This is a genomic window from Psychrilyobacter sp. (genome assembly GCF_037132775.1).
GTDB lineage: Bacteria > Fusobacteriota > Fusobacteriia > Fusobacteriales > Fusobacteriaceae > Psychrilyobacter.
Genome location: NZ_JBAHZY010000010.1, coordinates 1 through 17,994 on the forward strand (window position 1 = coordinate 1; position 17,994 = coordinate 17,994).

At 31.6% G+C, this 17,994-nt stretch carries 15 protein-coding genes and 1 pseudogene; 2 read left to right on the forward strand and 14 right to left on the reverse strand.

The window, feature by feature from the left end; all coding sequences use genetic code 11:
* Together V5784_RS00485 and V5784_RS00490 are read right to left on the reverse strand one after the other, a co-directional pair.
* Positions 1-204 (reverse strand): annotated as a pseudogene (locus V5784_RS00485) (IS21 family transposase); the annotation flags it as partial.
* Between the two features lie 195 nt (positions 205-399).
* On the reverse strand, positions 400-2,076 hold the full coding sequence (locus V5784_RS00490) for a SulP family inorganic anion transporter (RefSeq protein ID WP_336887088.1): 1,677 nt from the start codon (positions 2,074-2,076) through the stop codon (positions 400-402).
* Between the two features lie 298 nt (positions 2,077-2,374).
* Here V5784_RS00490 and V5784_RS00495 point away from each other — a divergent pair, with 298 nt between their 5' ends.
* Positions 2,375-2,518, forward strand: coding sequence for a hypothetical protein (locus V5784_RS00495; protein WP_336887089.1), 144 nt, complete (start codon positions 2,375-2,377; stop codon positions 2,516-2,518).
* A 378-nt stretch (positions 2,519-2,896) separates the two neighbouring features.
* On the opposite strand, the gene V5784_RS00500 is transcribed toward V5784_RS00495, so the two are convergent.
* The 11 genes from V5784_RS00500 to V5784_RS00550 form a co-directional block, all read right to left on the reverse strand.
* Complete coding sequence (locus V5784_RS00500) at positions 2,897-3,385, reverse strand: thioredoxin family protein (RefSeq protein ID WP_336887090.1); 489 nt, start codon at positions 3,383-3,385, stop codon at positions 2,897-2,899.
* 119 nt (positions 3,386-3,504) lie between these two features.
* Positions 3,505-4,656 (reverse strand): class I SAM-dependent RNA methyltransferase, encoded by a 1,152-nt coding sequence (locus tag V5784_RS00505; protein ID WP_336887091.1) that lies wholly within the window; start codon positions 4,654-4,656, stop codon positions 3,505-3,507.
* Positions 4,657-4,978: 322 nt separating this feature from the next.
* On the reverse strand, positions 4,979-5,944 hold the full coding sequence (locus V5784_RS00510; RefSeq protein WP_336887092.1) for a BMP family ABC transporter substrate-binding protein: 966 nt from the start codon (positions 5,942-5,944) through the stop codon (positions 4,979-4,981).
* Positions 5,945-6,107: 163 nt separating this feature from the next.
* Positions 6,108-7,649, reverse strand: a complete 1,542-nt coding sequence (locus tag V5784_RS00515) for a HAMP domain-containing sensor histidine kinase (protein ID WP_336887093.1) — start codon at positions 7,647-7,649, stop codon at positions 6,108-6,110.
* 110 nt (positions 7,650-7,759) lie between these two features.
* The gene (locus V5784_RS00520) at positions 7,760-8,440 is read right to left on the reverse strand and encodes a response regulator transcription factor (RefSeq protein WP_336887094.1); all 681 of its coding nucleotides are present in this window, start codon (positions 8,438-8,440) and stop codon (positions 7,760-7,762) included.
* A 293-nt stretch (positions 8,441-8,733) separates the two neighbouring features.
* The gene (locus V5784_RS00525; RefSeq protein WP_336887095.1) at positions 8,734-9,720 is read right to left on the reverse strand and encodes a D-isomer specific 2-hydroxyacid dehydrogenase family protein; all 987 of its coding nucleotides are present in this window, start codon (positions 9,718-9,720) and stop codon (positions 8,734-8,736) included.
* 39 nt (positions 9,721-9,759) lie between these two features.
* Positions 9,760-10,719, reverse strand: a complete 960-nt coding sequence (gene ilvC / locus V5784_RS00530) for a ketol-acid reductoisomerase (protein WP_336887096.1) — start codon at positions 10,717-10,719, stop codon at positions 9,760-9,762.
* Positions 10,720-10,746: 27 nt separating this feature from the next.
* Complete coding sequence (ilvN, locus tag V5784_RS00535; RefSeq protein ID WP_336887097.1) at positions 10,747-11,232, reverse strand: acetolactate synthase small subunit; 486 nt, start codon at positions 11,230-11,232, stop codon at positions 10,747-10,749.
* Positions 11,229-12,938, reverse strand: coding sequence for a biosynthetic-type acetolactate synthase large subunit (gene ilvB / locus V5784_RS00540; protein ID WP_336887098.1), 1,710 nt, complete (start codon positions 12,936-12,938; stop codon positions 11,229-11,231). Before ilvB ends, ilvN begins: the two co-directional genes overlap by 4 nt.
* Before the next feature lie 43 nt (positions 12,939-12,981).
* Positions 12,982-14,646 (reverse strand): dihydroxy-acid dehydratase, encoded by a 1,665-nt coding sequence (ilvD, locus tag V5784_RS00545; RefSeq protein ID WP_336887099.1) that lies wholly within the window; start codon positions 14,644-14,646, stop codon positions 12,982-12,984.
* A gap of 39 nt (positions 14,647-14,685) precedes the next feature.
* Positions 14,686-15,603 carry a branched-chain amino acid transaminase gene (locus V5784_RS00550; RefSeq protein ID WP_336887100.1) on the reverse strand — a complete coding sequence of 306 codons (918 nt, stop codon included), beginning with the start codon at positions 15,601-15,603 and terminating at the stop codon, positions 14,686-14,688.
* 450 nt (positions 15,604-16,053) lie between these two features.
* On the opposite strand from V5784_RS00550, the gene V5784_RS00555 reads away from it, so the two are divergent.
* Positions 16,054-16,449, forward strand: coding sequence for a hypothetical protein (locus V5784_RS00555; RefSeq protein WP_336887101.1), 396 nt, complete (start codon positions 16,054-16,056; stop codon positions 16,447-16,449).
* Positions 16,450-16,531: 82 nt separating this feature from the next.
* On the opposite strand, the gene guaB is transcribed toward V5784_RS00555, so the two are convergent.
* Positions 16,532-17,989, reverse strand: coding sequence for an IMP dehydrogenase (gene guaB, locus V5784_RS00560; RefSeq protein WP_336887102.1), 1,458 nt, complete (start codon positions 17,987-17,989; stop codon positions 16,532-16,534).
* Positions 17,990-17,994: the final 5 nt, after the last annotated feature.

A 17,994-nucleotide genomic window follows, 5' to 3' on the forward strand; every position in this document is an offset into this window, starting at 1 on the left:
ATCATTTTTCAACCAAGTAAAGATAGTTTCTTTAAATGGATCTAATCTAGAAGAATATACTCTGGATTTTAATTTTACATTAAAATCTTCCATGGTAGCATATTTTTTAACGGTTCTAAATGAATGACCTGTTTCTTCAGAAATAACTCTCAAAGATTTTCCTTGCAGTTTATACATAGTTTTGATATTATATTTATTGATCATTGGCAACACCCTTTCACACTCCCTAATAAATTTAGTTTAGTCACTTAAATTATTAGAGTGTAATTTGATATGTATCAATGGTCTTTTTTTATTTATTGCTAAAACGCTGACATTTTACTTTGCAACTGTGCTGTCTTTTTACTTTACCATAAACATCTAACTGCCAAAAGATAGCTAGATTAGACAAGGTATTAATTAAAAATTTAGAATGATTTCATTTTTTTTTGAACTAGGCTTATTATTTAAGAGTTGTTTTGAATAGTCTATAGCTTTTTCAAAGGAATCATGGATATTAGATTTATCGACCAATGAAATCAATTGATGTTTTTCAAAATCTTTTAGAACAGATTCATTAACTCCAGATAAAACTATTGTCACACCATAGTCTTTTAATATTTTTATGACTCCTCTAAGGTTTTCTAGACCAGTAGAATCAACAAAAGGCACATGACGCATACGAATTATTAAAACTTTACTCTTAAGTCCTATTCTCTTTATTACTTCTGTATATTGTTTTACCGATGCAAAAAAAAGCGGTCCGCTTATTTCATAGATTGAAATATCTTTTGGTATTTCTGAATAATCTTCAATTAAATCACTGTCCATTTCAAGGGGTATTTTTCCGCTGATATCAGCCATACGCTTCATAAATAATAGGGCAGATAAAACTATTCCAACCTGTATAGCTACTGTTAAATCAACCAAAACAGTCAATATGAAAGTTGACAATAGAATAATAATGTCAAATATCGATCCTCTCAGGATGGATCTAAATGAACGCCATTCACTCATATTAAAAGCTACAACGATTAATACTCCAGCAAGACAAGACATCGGGATTAACTTTGCCCATCTACCAAATAAAAGCATAATTAGTAATAGTGTTATAGAATGAACTATTCCTGAGATGGGAGTTCGCCCACCAATATTTACATTGGTAGCCGTCCTTGCAATAGCTCCTGTTGCAGGGATACCACCAAAAAATGGTGTAACTATATTTGCTACCCCTTGTGCTATAAGTTCTGTATTAGATCTGTGATTTCCACTTATCATACCATCGGAAACAACGGCAGAAAGTAAAGATTCAATACTACCTAGCAAGGCTATGGTAATGGCAGGACCTATATATATAGCTAAATCCTTGAAAGCAAAGGATGGAATTGCAAAATTAAAATGATTTGGAATCTCTCCAAATGATGATTCTATTGTTGTAACGGGAAGATCAAATAACTGTACTCCAATGGTCATAAATATAATTGCAATAAATGATCCTGGTATTTTATTTACAAATTTTTTTGAAAAAATGGATATTAATATAGTTATTACTGTAATAGTTAAAGCTACCATATTAATTTCGTCTAGGTGGGTAAAATAGAGCTTCCATTTATCAATGAATTCCGACGGTACCTCGATGATATTTAAGCCCAATGCATCCTTTATTTGTGTTGAAAAAATAACCAATGCAATTCCACTTGTAAACCCAATGATTAAAGAGTTAGGAAAATATTTCAATAGATTTCCTAATTTTAATAGTCCAAATACTATTAATATTATTCCAGCCATAATAGTTGAAATGATTAAACCATTAATACCATATTTCTCTACTATACCAAATACAATAACAATAAAAGCTCCAGTTGGACCACCTATCTGTACTCGACTTCCTCCTAATAAAGAGATAAAAAACCCTGCAATAATTGATGTTATTATTCCTCTTTCTGGAGAAACTCCCGAAGCCACTGCAAAGGCAATGGCAAGCGGTAAGGCAACAATAGCAACAACAATTCCTGCTAATATGTCGGAAGTGACTTGCTTTTTATCAATACCTCTTTTAAGTAAGGTAAATAGTTTTGGATTAAATATGTGTTCCATTTTTTAGCCTCCTAAAATAATTTTATCCTAAATAAGTATGAATAATTGAAATTTCTATCAAAAATTCAATTTTAATTGACAAATGATTAAAAAATGCTTAAATCGTTAACATTATACAAACATAGCTTCACTATTGTCAAATTATTAAAATAATAGTTTTTTCATAGACCCTCATCTTTCTAAGTATTTTTTATTTATGTAGTATATTATCGACAGAAAAATCTACTTATGTTATTCTTATTATGGAAGTTTTAAAAGAAACACTATAAAATTTAAAAAAATAACAGGGGGGGTTAAGATGAGTTGTAACCAAGAAACGTGTGTATGTACAAATATAGAGTGTCCAAGACATGGGAAATGCTGTGAATGTATAAATTTTCATCTTGAAAAAGGTACACTTGTAAACTGTATGAAAGAGATGTTAGAATCAAAAAATAACTAAAAAAAAGGATCTCTAGAACTTTAGAGATCTTTTTTTAGTCCTTAATATTTTTTTTGGTATATAAAAGATCTGCAAATTAGACACTACTTTTCTAGTGTCTAATTCGCAGGTTACAGTATAAAAACTTTTTTAATTTTGTTGTAGCTTGCTTATATTTTTTTTATCTTTATTTTTAACTTTAAAAATCTTTTAATCCATGAGATCATAGTGCACTCCTCCATAACTAACTTTTAAAAAAGGTAGATATTATCTATAATTAAATATAACACATTATACTAGACTTTTCAAGAAATAATTAAATTATGAGATTCTATTTTACCATATATTAAAAAAATAATTCATTTTTTTTAAGTTTTGTCTAAGGGTTATTTTTTATAGCTACTCTTTAATTAATTGAACCAGTTCTCTAGCAGTGTCTGTAAGAAAATTCCCCTTAAGATAAAATAATTTATTTTCATCATTTTTCCCCGATTTTTTCATAGTTTTAGGCTGTTCTAAAAATAACCCTAGCTGATTGAAATCTTTATCTAAAATTACCATTGTAGGTATTTTAAATTCCTCTAAGTTGAGTAGAGGTGCTAAATATTTTGCACCTCTTCCTAAAGATATTATAGAAAGTTTGATATTGTCGTTGATTTCGGTTAATTTTTTAGCCACAGTTATATTTAATTGACAGTCCGGGCACCACATCTCACCACTAGCTAAGATATAGATCCTATCTGGAATCTCTTTAATCTCATTGATTAGATCCATAGGGAGATCTATTCTGGAATAGTTTTTAGGAATTCTATCCCTCTCCTCTTGGCTGCCTACCTCTACATAGTCCTCAAATGTTTGTCCTACCTCAAAAAACTCTTTAAATGTCATACCTTCCTCCTTTTATATAATGAAATAGAGCTGTATAAATACTATTTTAATTTATTTAATTGCTTCTACTAAATCATTGAAAAAAAATTATTCTATGAATAAAGCAACAGTAAAAATAATTAATCCTTATGTAATCTTGGAGGTCTTTGACCATAGTACTGGTAATATCTACACTTTAAATTACCATTATATAGCTTTCTATTTTTGTCAGCTCTTTTATCAAATAATTTTTCAAAACCATCATGAGACGTAATTATATAATAAGACCATTTTTTACATCTCATTCTACAAATATCTCCTAATGTTCTATATAATTTTTCAACTTGATCCAAATCAAATAGACGTTCTCCATAAGGTGGGTTAGTAATAAGTGATCCATATTCAGCCATAGACTCAAATTCTAATAGATGTTTTGTTTCAAATAATATATCATTTTCTACACCAGCTAATTTAGCGTTTTCTATTGCAATTTCAATCGTTTCAGCATTTAAATCTGATCCATAGATTCTAACTTCTTTCTCATAATCTTCATGGGTAAAGGCTTCATCTCTAGCGTCTAACCAAAGCTGCCCGTCAATAATATTCCAATCTTCAGAAGCAAAACGTCTATTTACTCCAGGAGCGATATTTCTAGCAATCATAGCAGCCTCTATTAAGATAGTTCCTGTCCCACACATAGGGTCAACAAGAGGACGATCTCCACCATTCCATTTAGATAATTTAACAAGTGCCGCTGCTAAAGTTTCTTTCATAGGAGCTTCGTTTAAATGAGCTCTGTACCCTCTTTTGTGCAAAGGAGTACCAGAAGTATCGATCATCATTACGAAAGTATCCTTATTTCCAATAATTTTTACCCTGTAAAGAGCTCCTTCTTCACTAAAATAATCATGTTGATACTGAATTTTTAGTTTTTCAACAATGGCTTTTTTAGCCATTCTTTGCATATCGGATTTTGAAAAAAGTTTACATTTAACAGAACTAACCCACGAGATTGGAAATTCTGCATTGATTGGTAAAACACTCATCCAATCGATTTCCTTTACTTTTTCAAAGTATTCATCCCAAGTAAAAGCTTTAAATTCTCCCATCTTTAGATAAACTCTATCGGCAGTTCTAAGCCAAATATTACCTTTAATTATATCTTCTATCCCACCATCAAATTCAACTCTTCCATTGTGGGTAACCACATTTTTAAATCCTAAATCTTTTATCTCTTGAGCTAATATACTTTCTACTCCCATTGTAGAAGTAGCTATCAATGTATATGTCATAATATTTTCCTCCTAATTCATCACTTATAAATTATAATACTGTATATTTTAACATTATAATAAGGTTCGTGCAAAGTATATTTTTTATTGCGAAACACAAAGTGATGATCTTAGATAAGATAAGATAAAATAAAAATATAATTAATAAGGGATTATATAGTAACTGCTAGTTATTATATAAATTATAACGATACAGTGATGACAAAACACAAATCTATGTTATTTTTATCATCACTTAATAAATATAATCTTTGAGAACTAAAAAACAACCTAACTTAGATAATTAAGTTGTTTTTTAAGGTTAAATCGTTATTTTGGGATTTTATTCTGAAACTATGATCTTTCCAGAGATAATATCTTTTTCCATCCTATCTAATTCAGCTAATTTATTAGAGCCGATAAGTTTCTTAGTGTAATTAAAATCAGTCAGAGAAACACCATTTTCAGCTAAGCCAGATTGTCTGTATCCCTCTTTAAATCTACCTTCTCTAACTTCTTTAGTTAGGTTATAAACGGCATTATCAATTCTTACTCTAACAGAAGTTAAAATAGAACCTGGAACCTCTCCATCTTGATCTATATCAGACCCGATAGCATAGATCTTTTTTTCTTTAGCTGCTTCAAAAACTCCTTGTCCAGTACCTTCAGCAACTTGTAAAATAACATCAATTCCTCTAGATATCATAAGATTAGAGATATTTTTTCCTGTAACAGGATCGTTAAAAGGATTGCTACTAGTCGTAGGCATATAAGATGTAATAACCATAACATCTGAATCTACATATTTTGCACCTTGGGTAAATCCGTGTTTAAATCTATTGAAAGATCTATTATCCATTCCTAGTAACACACCGATTTTATTGTTGTCACTCATCATGGTAGCTAATGCACCCGCTAAAAAGCTCATCTCTTGTTCAGCAAAATCAATAGTAACAGTATTAGGCACAGTAATTGTACCTCCTACAATAGCATATTTTTGATCCGGGAATTCAGTGGCTACTTTTTTTATAGATTCAGCTACGACACTTCCCATTCCAATGACAAGATCATAGTTTCCTTCCCTTGAAAAATCTCTTAAAAATACTAAATCCTCTGTTATATTAGAAGGTTCTACATGTTTAAAAGTGATAAGCCCCTCACTTTCCGCTTTCTTTAAACCATCATAAGCCATTTGATTAAACCCTGTACCTAATCCCCCACTAGAAAGGACTACCCCTACATTGATCTTAGCCTTACTATAAGTTGCTAAACTTAATAATAAGAAAACTAACATAAATAATTTTTTCATTTGTTCCCCCCATATTTTATTTTTAATTTTTTCATAAACTAATAATATGATACTTGTATCATAGGATTAGTTCAATATAAAAAATGGAAAGTGTATGGATACACTTTCCATTTTTTATAGTATAGGAGCTTACACCTGCAAGGATGCAATGTCACGTTGCTATTTATTTTATCATAGTAAATGTGAATAGAGTTCCCTTCTTATTAGATTTAACATCTATATCCCCACCACATAGGTGGACTAATTCATAGACTATGGATAAGCCCAATCCTGTACCTGCTACATTGCTAGTTCTTGCTTTGTCTACCCTGTAAAATCTGTCGAATATCTTATAGGTGTCAGATTTATTCATTCCGATACCATTATCCTTTACAGAAATTTTATATTTATCAAATTTTTCTTCCATGGTAATTTTTATTTTAGGAGTATTGATATTATAAATAATAGCATTCTCAATGAGATTTTTTAAAATCATGGTAGTTTTTTCAAAATCTATCCTTATGTAATCAGTTTGTAGATCTAATTTATAGGAAAGATCAACTTTTTTTGACTCAATTTGATTTTCAAGAGATCTGTTGATCTCATCTTTCAAAAAATTTACATGAATGGGAGCTAAATTTATGACCTTACTGCTCTCTATCTTAGATAGATTTAAAAAATCCATTAAAATATTATCTAATTTACCTGCATTTCTTTCGATGGTGTTGATAAATTTATCTCTTTTAAGGGGATCGTCTTCCTCTCTTAGAGCAACTAAATATCCCATAATATTAGTGAGAGGAGTCTTCAACTCGTGTCCTACATTGGTGATAAAATTCTTTTGAACCTCCATAGTTTCCCTGTTTCTTGTGATATCTTTTATGGTAAAAAGGTATTCTTTTCGGGATTTCATATATTTCCCCCTAAGTAATACATATTTTTGAATATCATCTAAGTAAATTTCGGAGATATTATTTTCTTTTTTTGAGATCAATCGGTCTATAAATTTAATGATTTCGGGATATTTGATATCGTTTTCATAATTATCAATATCTTTCTTTATATAGATAAAATTAATGGCATTATTTTTTAATTTGATTTTTTTTTCGGAATCAACTAAGATAATCCCCATATCGACAGATGATATGATGTTATTTAATTTAATTTTCTCTAATTTTAATTTTTCTATATTTTTAAGATTATTATCTTGCCACTCCTTAATAACTTCCCAAAATTTAAACAACCATTTGTCACCTTTTGTGACTACTTCTTTTATCTCATTACCGTCTTCTAACATCTTTTTTATTTGGTCGATCCTGTCAAAAAGGTAGCGTTTTAAATAAAATTGATAACTTATAAGTGCAAAGAGGTTTAAAAGTGAGAATAAGATAATATGAACATAAGTACTGAGTTTTATATGTTTGAGAGCATTATTAGATGTTACAGAAACACGAATAATTTGAGATGAATTTAATTTAAGAGCAAAATACATCATTTCTTTTTTAGTGATTTCACTTTTCCGTGTAGATAAGCCTTCATTATTTTTTAGTGCACTTAAAATTTCGGGACGACTGTGGTAATTTTTTATGGAATCAATAAATTTATCTTCCATACTATCAAATAAAATTTTTCCATCTAAACCTATAATTATAAATCTTTTTTGTGTTTTTTTAAAGAGATTCCCATAGTTTTCAGAGGAATTTTGTAAAATAATATTTTTGATCAAATAAGCATCATTTCTAAGAGAATTTTCTACATTACTTATGCTGATTTCCGTTAATTTAAAAGTGTTCCACCTTACATATAGAACCTCTACCAGAAGGATAAAAATTATTATTATAAAATCTTTTCTTCTAATTTGTATCCAACCCCCTTGATCGTCTTGATATCTTTTGAGATACTTTTTACCTTATCTCTTATTTTTGAAATATACATGTCTACAGTACGATCACCTATATAATAGTTACTCTGCCATACCTTATCTAATATTTTATCTCTAGTTAATACTAATCCTTTATTTTTTATAAGAAGGAGTAAAAGGTCATACTCTTTTTTAGACATGGGAATTTCATTTTGATCTTCTAAAATTAAGTGTTTGTCGGTATCAATAGTTATATTTTTAAACAAATATTTTTTAGTATTAATTTTTGTTTCACTGTTTAAAAGTTTCTTTACTCGTAAAACCAACTCTCTAGGGTCAAATGGTTTTTTCATATAATCATCTGCTCCTACTTCGAGACCTAGTAAGACATCCTCTATATCAGTTTTGGCCGTAAGCATGATTATCTTGGGATTACCGTATTTATCTTCCGATTTTCTTATCATTTGTGCCAAACTCTTCCCGTCCAAATGGGGGAGCATAAGATCGAGTATAATAATATGAGGATGATAAGTTTTGGCTAATTTTAATCCAGCTACCCCATCATTAGCTTCAATTACCTCGTATCCCTCTTTTTCCATAAAAAAACTAATTAATTCCCTGATATCTGTGTCATCTTCTATAATTAAGACTTTCAATTAATAACCACCTCATCCCTTATTATTTATAAAATCATATTCTATGAATAGGATACAATTTTTTTTGCTCGATTTCAAACTTTTTCTTATTTGTTTACATTAAATTGACATTAAATTAGGATAGTTAAAGAAGGGGAATCATAATTTATATTTTGTAAGGGATGGTAACTTTTTATATAATCACCTATAAGTCATAATTTTTTATAAGATCAAAAAAATAAAAAAAGCAGAATTTTTTTTCTGTTTTCATTCTATGAATTTATCGATTTTATAATTTTTAATTTATTTAAATTTTAGTTTAAAGAATTAGTTGCATCTCCTGTAGTAGAAAATTCTAGTAAATTTTTTAGAGAAACTTCTACCATATCTGAGACCGCCTGATGTGTAAAGAAAGCTAGATGAGGAGTTATCTGAACATTAGGCATATTTTTTAAAATTACCAAATTATCATTATCAATCTGCCTTTTAGAACAGTCTCTAAACATAATTCCATTCTCTCCTTCGACAACATCAAGACCTGCTCCTCCAATTTTTCCTGATTTTAATCCTGCCACAAGATCTGTAGTATCAATAAGTTCTCCTCTAGCAGTATTAACTATGAGTACTCCGTCTTTTACAGAAGATAAAAAATTTGAATTTATCATATGTTTATTTTCCTCAGTCAAAGGAACATGGAGGGTTATTATATCTGACTGTTTTTTTAATGCCTCTAAACTAACATAGTTTATATCTTCTAAATCAGAAGGGAAAGGATCATAGGCAATAACTTTAGATCCAAAGCCACTCAAACATTTAATCACTGTTTTTCCAATCTTACCTGTTCCTATTACACCAATAGTTTGATTTTGTAACTCTCTTCCTTTTAGACCTTTCAGAGAAAAATCATTGATTCCTACTTTTTTTATTGCAAGAGGGAGGTGTCTGAGTAAGTTCATCATAGACATTACTGCGAATTCAGCAACGGAATAGGGGGAATAGGAAGAGTTGCTGACCTTGATACTTAGTTTTGTTGCTATATCTAAATCTACGTTATCATAACCTATGCTTCTACTAGCAACAAATTTAACTCCATTTTTTTTTAGAAGTTCTAGACTTTCTTTTTTAAAATTACAGCTACTTGTAAATGAAATGCATTCATAACCTAAAGATTCCTCTAAATTTAATTTAGATAGTGGTTTATTTATGATTTTTAACTCTATGTTGTATAGCTCAGAAAATCCATTAAAAGCTTCTAATTCGTCCTGTCGAACCCCATAAGCTATTATTTTTCTTTTTTCCAATTTTATAACCCCCTTCTTTTTTTATATAAATTTTTATTTTTATTTTGAAAATACCATCTTTCTCATCTTTGATCCAACTTCTTCAATTTTAGAGTCAGAATACTGATCTCTTTCTTTATCCATAAATTTATATCCTGTTTCTGTCTCTTCTATGAAACTTTTAGCAAATGTTCCATTTTGAATATCTGTTAAAATACCTTTCATAGCTTTTTTACTTTCTTCTGTAATTATTTTTTTACCAGAGATATAGTCGCCATATTCAGCTGTATTTGAGATAGAATCTCTCATTGCTGCAAATCCTTTTTCATATACCAGGTCGATTATTAATTTCATCTCATGTACACATTCAAAATATGCTACTTCAGGATTATACCCTGCTTCTACCAAAGTATCAAACCCAGCCTGCATAAGTTCAGTAACTCCTCCACATAATACAGCTTGCTCTCCAAATAGATCAGTTTCAGTCTCCTCTTGGAATGTGGTTTCGATTACTCCAACTTTTCTTCCTACACCATTTGCCCAAGCATAAGCGATCTCTTTTGTATCTCCACTTAGATCTTTATGAACAGCTGCTAAACATGGAACACCATGTCCTCCTTCAAATATCTCCCTGACCATGTGTCCGGGTCCTTTAGGAGCTACCATAAATATATTTATATCTTCTTTCGGAGTGATTCTTTTGTAATGAATATTAAATCCGTGGGCAAATCCTAAATATGCTCCTGATTTTAAATTATCCTTTATATCATTTTCATATATAGCAGGCTGGGCTTCATCTGGAGCAAGTATCATTACTACATCGGCACCCTTTACTGCATCTCCTATTGTAGCTACTTTTACTCCTGCTTTTTCAGCCTTTTTCCAGGATTTAGATCCTTCTCTAAGACCTACAGTTACATCCATTCCTAAATCATGAAGATTTAATGCATGTGCATGCCCTTGACTTCCATACCCTACTACCGTTAATTTTTTACCCTCTAAAACTTTTAATTCTGTCATGATGAATCCTCCTGATTTTATTTTTATTTATTGTTTTTCTCCTCTATGCATAGCTGTTATTCCTGTTCTAGAGATCTCTAAGACCTCGAATTTTTTGATCAACCTTAAAAATCCATCTATCTTATCCAAATCTCCAATTAATTCTATAATTAGTGATTCATGGGAAATATCAATAATTTTTCCTTTAAATATGTCAGCAACTTCAATAAGCTCAGTACGAGTTTTGAAATCAGTTTTTATTTTGACTAAAATTAATTCCCTTTTGATGGTTCTCGCCCTATCAAAAATCTGCACTTCCACTACATCGACAAGTTTTCCAACCTGTTTTTTTATTTGTTCTATAATTTTTTTGTTTCCAATAACAGAGATTGTCATTCTAAAAAAACCATCTCTTTCACTGACTCCAGAAGTAATTCCATTGATATTAAAACCTCTTTTGGAAAATAATCCAGAAATTTTAGACAATACCCCTGGAATATCTTTCATAATCACTAAAGCTTGGTATTCTCTCATCTATCCTCCTTCGATAAAATCATTTCATCTACAGATTTCCCAGATGGAATCATAGGAAATATATTTTCTTCTCTTACAACAACAGCATCTATCAATACTGGTTTATCAGTTTCAAATGCTCTTTCTAGGAGGTCATCGAGAAGATCGTTTTTTTCCACCCTGTAAGAATCAATTCTATAGGCTTTTCCTAAAGTTACGAAATTAGGATTTACTTCTAAATCAACAAATGAATATCTTTTATTATTAAACATATCTTGCCACTGTCTGACCATTCCAAGAAATGAGTTATTTACAATAATGATTTTAATATTTAAATTATATTGTGAGATGGTCATGAGTTCTTGAGAGTTCATTTGAAATCCACCATCACCTACAATAGCAACAACATCTCTATCGGGATTAGCTAGTTTAGCTCCTATAGCAGCAGGCAAACCAAATCCCATGGTTCCTGCTCCTCCAGAGGTTACTATACTATTAGTTTTATTAAATTCATAATATTGTGCTACCCACATCTGATGTTGCCCAACATCTGTACAGATGATTGCATCGCCTTTAGTTATTTGACTTATTTTAGAAATTAGATGCTGAGGGCTGATCTCATCCTCAGAGAATTCTCTAGAGAGGGGGAATTTTTTCTTTAATTCTGAGATTCTCTCCATCCATTCAGGATGTTGTTTTTCATAGCTAGACTCTAAAAGTTTTTTTAGTATACCGTTTAAATCTCCAACAATATGCAGATCAACTTCTTTTATTTTATTTATCTCAGCTTCATCAATATCTATATGTATAATTTTTGCATTTTCACAAAATCTATGGACATTTCCAGTGACTCTGTTATCGAATCTCATTCCTAGAGCTATTATCAGATCGGCTTCATCTACAGCATAATTAGCATAAGCCGTACCATGCATTCCTAGCATATGAAGATTATGGATATCATTGTGTGGTAGACTTCCTAATCCTAAAAGGGTAGACGTCATGGGAATATCAAGTTTTTTAATAACATCTGTTAATGTTTCCTGGGCTCTAGATTTAACAATACCATTTCCTGAAAGGATAAGGGGTCTTTTGCTCTCTTTAATCATATCTATCATGAGATCTACAGATTTAGTTTCTGGACTCTCGTAGAGGTGATGGTATGTAGAAGTTGGTTTATTTTCAGTTCTATAAAGTTGTTCAAATTTTTCGTAGGAGATCTCCTCTAGTTGGATATTTTTTGGAATATCCACAAGGACTGGCCCAGGTCTACCTATATTTGTAAGGTAGATAGCCTCCTTTAAGATCCTAGGTAGATCTTCGATGGTTCTGACAAGATAACTGTGTTTAGTTATAGGAAGTGAAATTCCTGTAATATCAGATTCTTGAAAAGCATCGCTACCTAGACTTGTACTAGGAACTTGTCCTGTAATAACCAGTAGAGGTGTTGAGTCCATATGAGCAGTCATTATTCCAGTTACTGTGTTGGTAGCACCTGGTCCTGAAGTAGCTATTGAAACTCCTGTTTTTCCACTAATTCTTGCATACCCATCTGCTGCATGGGTGGCACCTTGTTCGTGCCTTGTAAAAATATGTTTTATCTTATCTTTGTAGTCATAGAGAGCATCATAGAGAGGTATTACTGCTCCACCAGGATAACCAAAAACTGTAGTTAAATCATGTCTGGATAAAATTTCTAGAATTATTCTAGCTCCATTAATATTTTTCATTAGAATACACCCTTCTTAGTTATATTTGTTTTTTTAAATAAAATTAATAATTTTTTAAAACGACAGCTCCCTTACTAGCTGAACTGACAACTTGTTGATATCTTTTAAGGTAACTACTTTTTACTTCTTTTACTAGAGGTTTAAAGTTGGCTCCTCTAATTTCTATCTCGCTATCACTTACTTTTAAAGAGATAGATCTATTAGGAATGTCGATCTCTATAAGATCTCCTTCTTTTACAAGACCAATAAGTCCACCTTCCGCTGCTTCTGGAGACACGTGACCAATAGCTGCTCCACGACTGGCACCAGAAAATCTGCCGTCTGTAATAAGAGCACAATGTTTATCGAGACCCATTCCGGCTAGTGTAGCTGTAGGAGCTAACATCTCTCTCATACCAGGGCCACCTTTTGGACCCTCATATCGAATGACAATTATATCTCCTTTTTTTATCTTTCCACCTAATATAGCTTTTACTGAGTCCTCTTCATTTTCAAAAACTCTAGCAGGGCCAGAATGTGTAATCATTGTTTTATCTACTGCTCCAGCTTTTACAATTGCTCCATCTACTGCTATGTTTCCATATAGAGTTGCTAAGCCTCCATTTTTATAATAAGCATTTTCAAAACTTCTAATAATATTGTCATCCAATACCTTACTAGCTTTAGCAACTTCTAATTGAGATTTTAACATTACAGTAGGAGCTTCCTTCAAACAATCATTTTGTTGTAAAACATTCATAACTCCTGAAACTCCACCTGCCATATGCAGATCCTCTATAAAATATTCCCCTGAAGGAGATAATTTACATATTTGTAAAACTTCCTTGGAAACATTATCAAATTCTTTTAAAGTTAGTTCGATCCCACATTCGTTGGCAATAGCAGGAAGGTGTAAGCTTGAGTTTGTAGATCCTCCAAGAGCCATATCAACGGCTACAGCATTATAAAAAGCATCCCTTGTCATTATGTCTTTAGGTTTTAAATCTGCTTCTAATAATTTTAAAACTTGCATCCCAGTAGTTTTAGCCAGTCTAATTCTTTCTGAGAATACAGCTGGAATAGTTCCATTACCAGTTAAAGACATTCCAAGAGCTTCTGTAAGACAATTCATTGTGTTAGCAGTATACATACCAGAACACGATCCACATGTTGGGCAGGCAGCATTTTCAGCTTCCGTTAATTCCTCGTAGCTCATAGTTCCATTTTCATATTCACCGACATATTCAAAAACATTACTCAATCCAATTTTTTTACCTTTAAATATACCAGCGAGCATAGGTCCTCCACTGATAAAAATCGATGGAATATTTAATCTAGCTGCTGCCATAAGCATTCCAGGGACTACTTTGTCACAACTTGGAATAAATACCAGAGCATCAAAGGGCATTGCCATAGCACTGATCTCAGCAGAATCGGCTATAATTTCTCTACTTGGTAGGGAAAAGCTCATCCCGTTATGATTCATAGCTAAGCCATCACATATAGCAATGGTACTAAATTCTAAAGGGACACCACCAGCTAATCTAACTCCAGTTTTAACTGCGTCAATTATTTTATCTAAGTGGATGTGTCCTGGAACAATTTCATTATAAGAACCAGCAATCCCTATAATCGGTCTTTTAATCTCCTCATCTATAAGCCCTAAAGCTTTTAATAAAGATCTATGGGGAGCCCTTTGGCTTCCTTTTTTTAATTCATCACTTCTCATATGTCGATCTCCTAATTTTTAATTTTTTATATTAAATATTTATTTTACGTAGGTTAACCAAGAACTATATTCAGGTTTTTTACCCTCAGTCATCTCAAAGAAGGTTTTTTGTATTCTTTCTGTAACAGGACCTCTTTTACCACTTCCAATTTTAATCTTGTCAACACTTGCTATTGGTGTTATCTCAGCAGCAGTTCCACTAAAGAATAGTTCGTCGGCTGTGTATAAAGACTCTCTAGAGATTGTTTCTTCAACAACTTCATAACCTAGATCACGGGCTATTTTTATTACAGAATCACGGGTGATACCAGTAAGTGCAGAAGATCCTGATTGAGGAGAATATATCTTTCCATCAGAAACTAAAAATAAATTTTCTCCACTTCCTTCACTGACATTTCCTGAATAATCTAATGCAATTCCTTCGTCATAACCATTTTCTAATGCTTCCATCTTTATAAGTTGGGAACTTAGATAGTTTCCACCAGCTTTGGCAGCTGTAGGCATTGTATTTGGTGCTAATCTTCTCCAAGAAGATACACAGACATCTACTCCTTTAGTCAGAGCTTCTTCTCCTAGATATGCTCCCCATTCCCAGGTAGCTATCATAGTTTCAACGGGACAGTTAGATGGATTTACTCCCAAAGATTCGTATCCTCTGTATACCAATGGTCTGATATATGCTGTTTTGATACCATTGATTTTGATAGTGTCAAAGATAGCTTTTTTAATCTCCTCTTTAGAATATGGAATATCAGTTCTATAGATTTTACAAGAGTTATATAATCTATCGATGTGTTCATCCAATCTAAATATTGCTGTACCTTCCTCTGTTTTATAAGCTCTAATTCCTTCGAAAAAGCTAGATCCATAATGCATTACATGGGATAAAACGTGAACCTTAGCATTATCATGATCGACCATCTCACCATTCATCCATATTTTTTTAGTATTTATCATCTCTATAACCTCCTAAAGTTTTATTTTTTTATAAAAAAATAAGCAACTAATATTATTAGCTGCTCCTATACTACTCTTTCCTAGATAATTAATTTTTTTAAAAAACTATAGTTTTAAAAAAACTGTGGAATTTGTACTATAAAGATCACAACTAATATTATTTATTATGTTTATAATTATGTTTATAATTATTAACATAGAAACTATTATAGAAACATTAATCAGTAATCTCATGTTTTGACCTCCACTTTTTAAATTTTGTTTTTTTTATTGATACAACAATAACATTTTAGCGGAGGTATGTCAAAAAATAATTAATTTATTTCTTATTGCCTTAATTTTTTGTTATGGAAGTCTTGATTTTTAGGGGAATATGAACAATATTAAATATATATAATTTTTAGAAAAATTTATGATAAAATAAGAAAAGAATAAATTATGGAGGAAAAGATGGAAAAAAATAACTATGAAAAATTAAAGGAAGAATTAAAAAAACTTTGGAATGAGGAAAGAGCCAATGATTTTTTAGAGGAGATAGCAGGTAAGATAGATGAGGATCAGATGGAGTGCCTGTCAAAGATGATCGTCTATATAGCCGAGAAGACACCTGATTTAGATGAAATTAAATTAGTAGAGATAGCTTCAAACCTTGATACATTTGACGGATCGTTAGAATTTTTAGAGTATTTTTTTAGAATGACCCAGCCGGATCTAGTAGAGAGTATCATGGAAAATTTAAAAGCGGATCCCGAAGAGGAGATAGACATGTTAGAATCTATTGAAGACCAAGGAATCATTGAATATTTAGTAGAATTTGGATCATTTTATGTGTGGTATAAGGGTTAATTATTTGATTGATTATAAAAACATATCTGTATCAAAAAAAAAGCCAAGCTAAAGCTTGGCTTTTTTTCTAATACTATTTCTACTAAGTTGTATAGTTAGGAGCTTCTTTTGTAATATCTATATCATGAGGATGAGATTCTTTTAATCCCGATCCTGTGATCTTTACAAATTTTCCATCTCTTTTTAAAACTTCTATTGTAGGAGTACCACAATATCCCATACCAGCTCTAATTCCACCGCAAAGTTGGAAGATAACATCAGCTAACGATCCCTTATAAGCTACCCTTCCTTCGATTCCTTCAGGAACTAATTTTTTAGCCTTCCCTTGGAAATATCTGTCTCCAGATCCTCTTTTCATAGCAGCCATAGATCCCATACCTACATATACCTTAAATTTTCTTCCGTTAAAGATAACTTCTTCTCCTGGAGCTTCCTCAGTACCAGCAAGAAGTCCTCCTACCATTACACAGTCTGCACCAGCAGCTAGAGCTTTAACAATATCTCCAGATAATTTTATTCCACCATCGGCAATAACTCCTACTTCCAAATTTTTACAAATTTCATATACATCATTAACTGCCGTTAATTGAGGAACTCCTACTCCTGCCACAACACGAGTAGTGCAGATAGAACCAGGTCCTACTCCTACTTTTACAGCAGTAGCACCAGCTTCTACTAGATCAATGGCAGCTTGAGCTGTTACTATATTCCCTCCAATGATATCTAATTCAGGAAATTTATTTCTGATATTTTTTATCATATTAAGAACATCTTGCGAGTGACCATGGGCTGAGTCTACAGTGATAATATCCACACCAGCTTCTACTAATGCACTTACTCTTTCTATGGTGTCCTCTCCAATTCCAACTGCTCCTCCGACTCTTAGTCTACCCTTTATATCCTTGCAGGCGTTTGGATATTCTTCTAAATTATCTATATCTTTTATTGTGATAAGCCCTTTTAATTTATTCTCACTATCTACGATAGGTAATTTTTCGATTCTATTTTCTAATAAAATTTCTTTGGCTTCATCTAGAGTAGTTCCAACAGATCCTGTAATAAGATTTTTAGAGGTCATGATCTCCTCTACCCTCTGGCTAAGATCTTTTCTATACTTCAAATCTCTATTTGTAATTATTCCTACTAATGTTCCGTCATCTTCTACAATGGGTAATCCAGAAACTCTGTAGGTTGCCATAATTTTATCTGCATCAGCAAGAATAGAATTTCTATGTAAGATGATAGGGTTTGTAATCATTCCAGATTCATTTCTTTTAACTTTATCTATTTCAGCAGCTTGGTCCTTGATAGACATATTTTTATGGATAAATCCTAAGCCCCCTTCACGTGCCATGGAGATTGCCATCTTAGATTCTGTAACAGTATCCATAGCAGCACTTAAAAATGGAATATTTAGGGTGATTTTTTTAGTTAATTTTGTCTGTAATGATACCTCATGGGGTAAAACCTCTGATTTTTGTGGTACTAATAATACATCGTCAAATGTGATAGCCTCTTTAATTATTTTTCCGTTTAACATAAAAT

Excerpts from the sequence above, each read along its gene's own strand:
- V5784_RS00490 (WP_336887088.1), bottom strand. The coding sequence starts at position 2,076 with ATGGAACACATATTTAATCCAAAACTATTTACCTTACTTAAAAGAGGT.
- V5784_RS00495 (WP_336887089.1), top strand. The coding sequence starts at position 2,375 with ATGAGTTGTAACCAAGAAACGTGTGTATGTACAAATATAGAGTGTCCA.
- V5784_RS00500 (WP_336887090.1), bottom strand. The coding sequence starts at position 3,385 with ATGACATTTAAAGAGTTTTTTGAGGTAGGACAAACATTTGAGGACTAT.
- V5784_RS00505 (WP_336887091.1), bottom strand. The coding sequence starts at position 4,656 with ATGACATATACATTGATAGCTACTTCTACAATGGGAGTAGAAAGTATA.
- V5784_RS00510 (WP_336887092.1), bottom strand. The coding sequence starts at position 5,944 with ATGAAAAAATTATTTATGTTAGTTTTCTTATTATTAAGTTTAGCAACT.
- ilvC (WP_336887096.1), bottom strand. The coding sequence starts at position 10,719 with ATGACAGAATTAAAAGTTTTAGAGGGTAAAAAATTAACGGTAGTAGGG.
- ilvN (WP_336887097.1), bottom strand. The coding sequence starts at position 11,232 with ATGAGAGAATACCAAGCTTTAGTGATTATGAAAGATATTCCAGGGGTA.
- ilvB (WP_336887098.1), bottom strand. The coding sequence starts at position 12,938 with ATGAAAAATATTAATGGAGCTAGAATAATTCTAGAAATTTTATCCAGA.
- ilvD (WP_336887099.1), bottom strand. The coding sequence starts at position 14,646 with ATGAGAAGTGATGAATTAAAAAAAGGAAGCCAAAGGGCTCCCCATAGA.
- V5784_RS00550 (WP_336887100.1), bottom strand. The coding sequence starts at position 15,603 with ATGATAAATACTAAAAAAATATGGATGAATGGTGAGATGGTCGATCAT.
- V5784_RS00555 (WP_336887101.1), top strand. The coding sequence starts at position 16,054 with ATGGAAAAAAATAACTATGAAAAATTAAAGGAAGAATTAAAAAAACTT.
- guaB (WP_336887102.1), bottom strand. The coding sequence starts at position 17,989 with ATGTTAAACGGAAAAATAATTAAAGAGGCTATCACATTTGACGATGTA.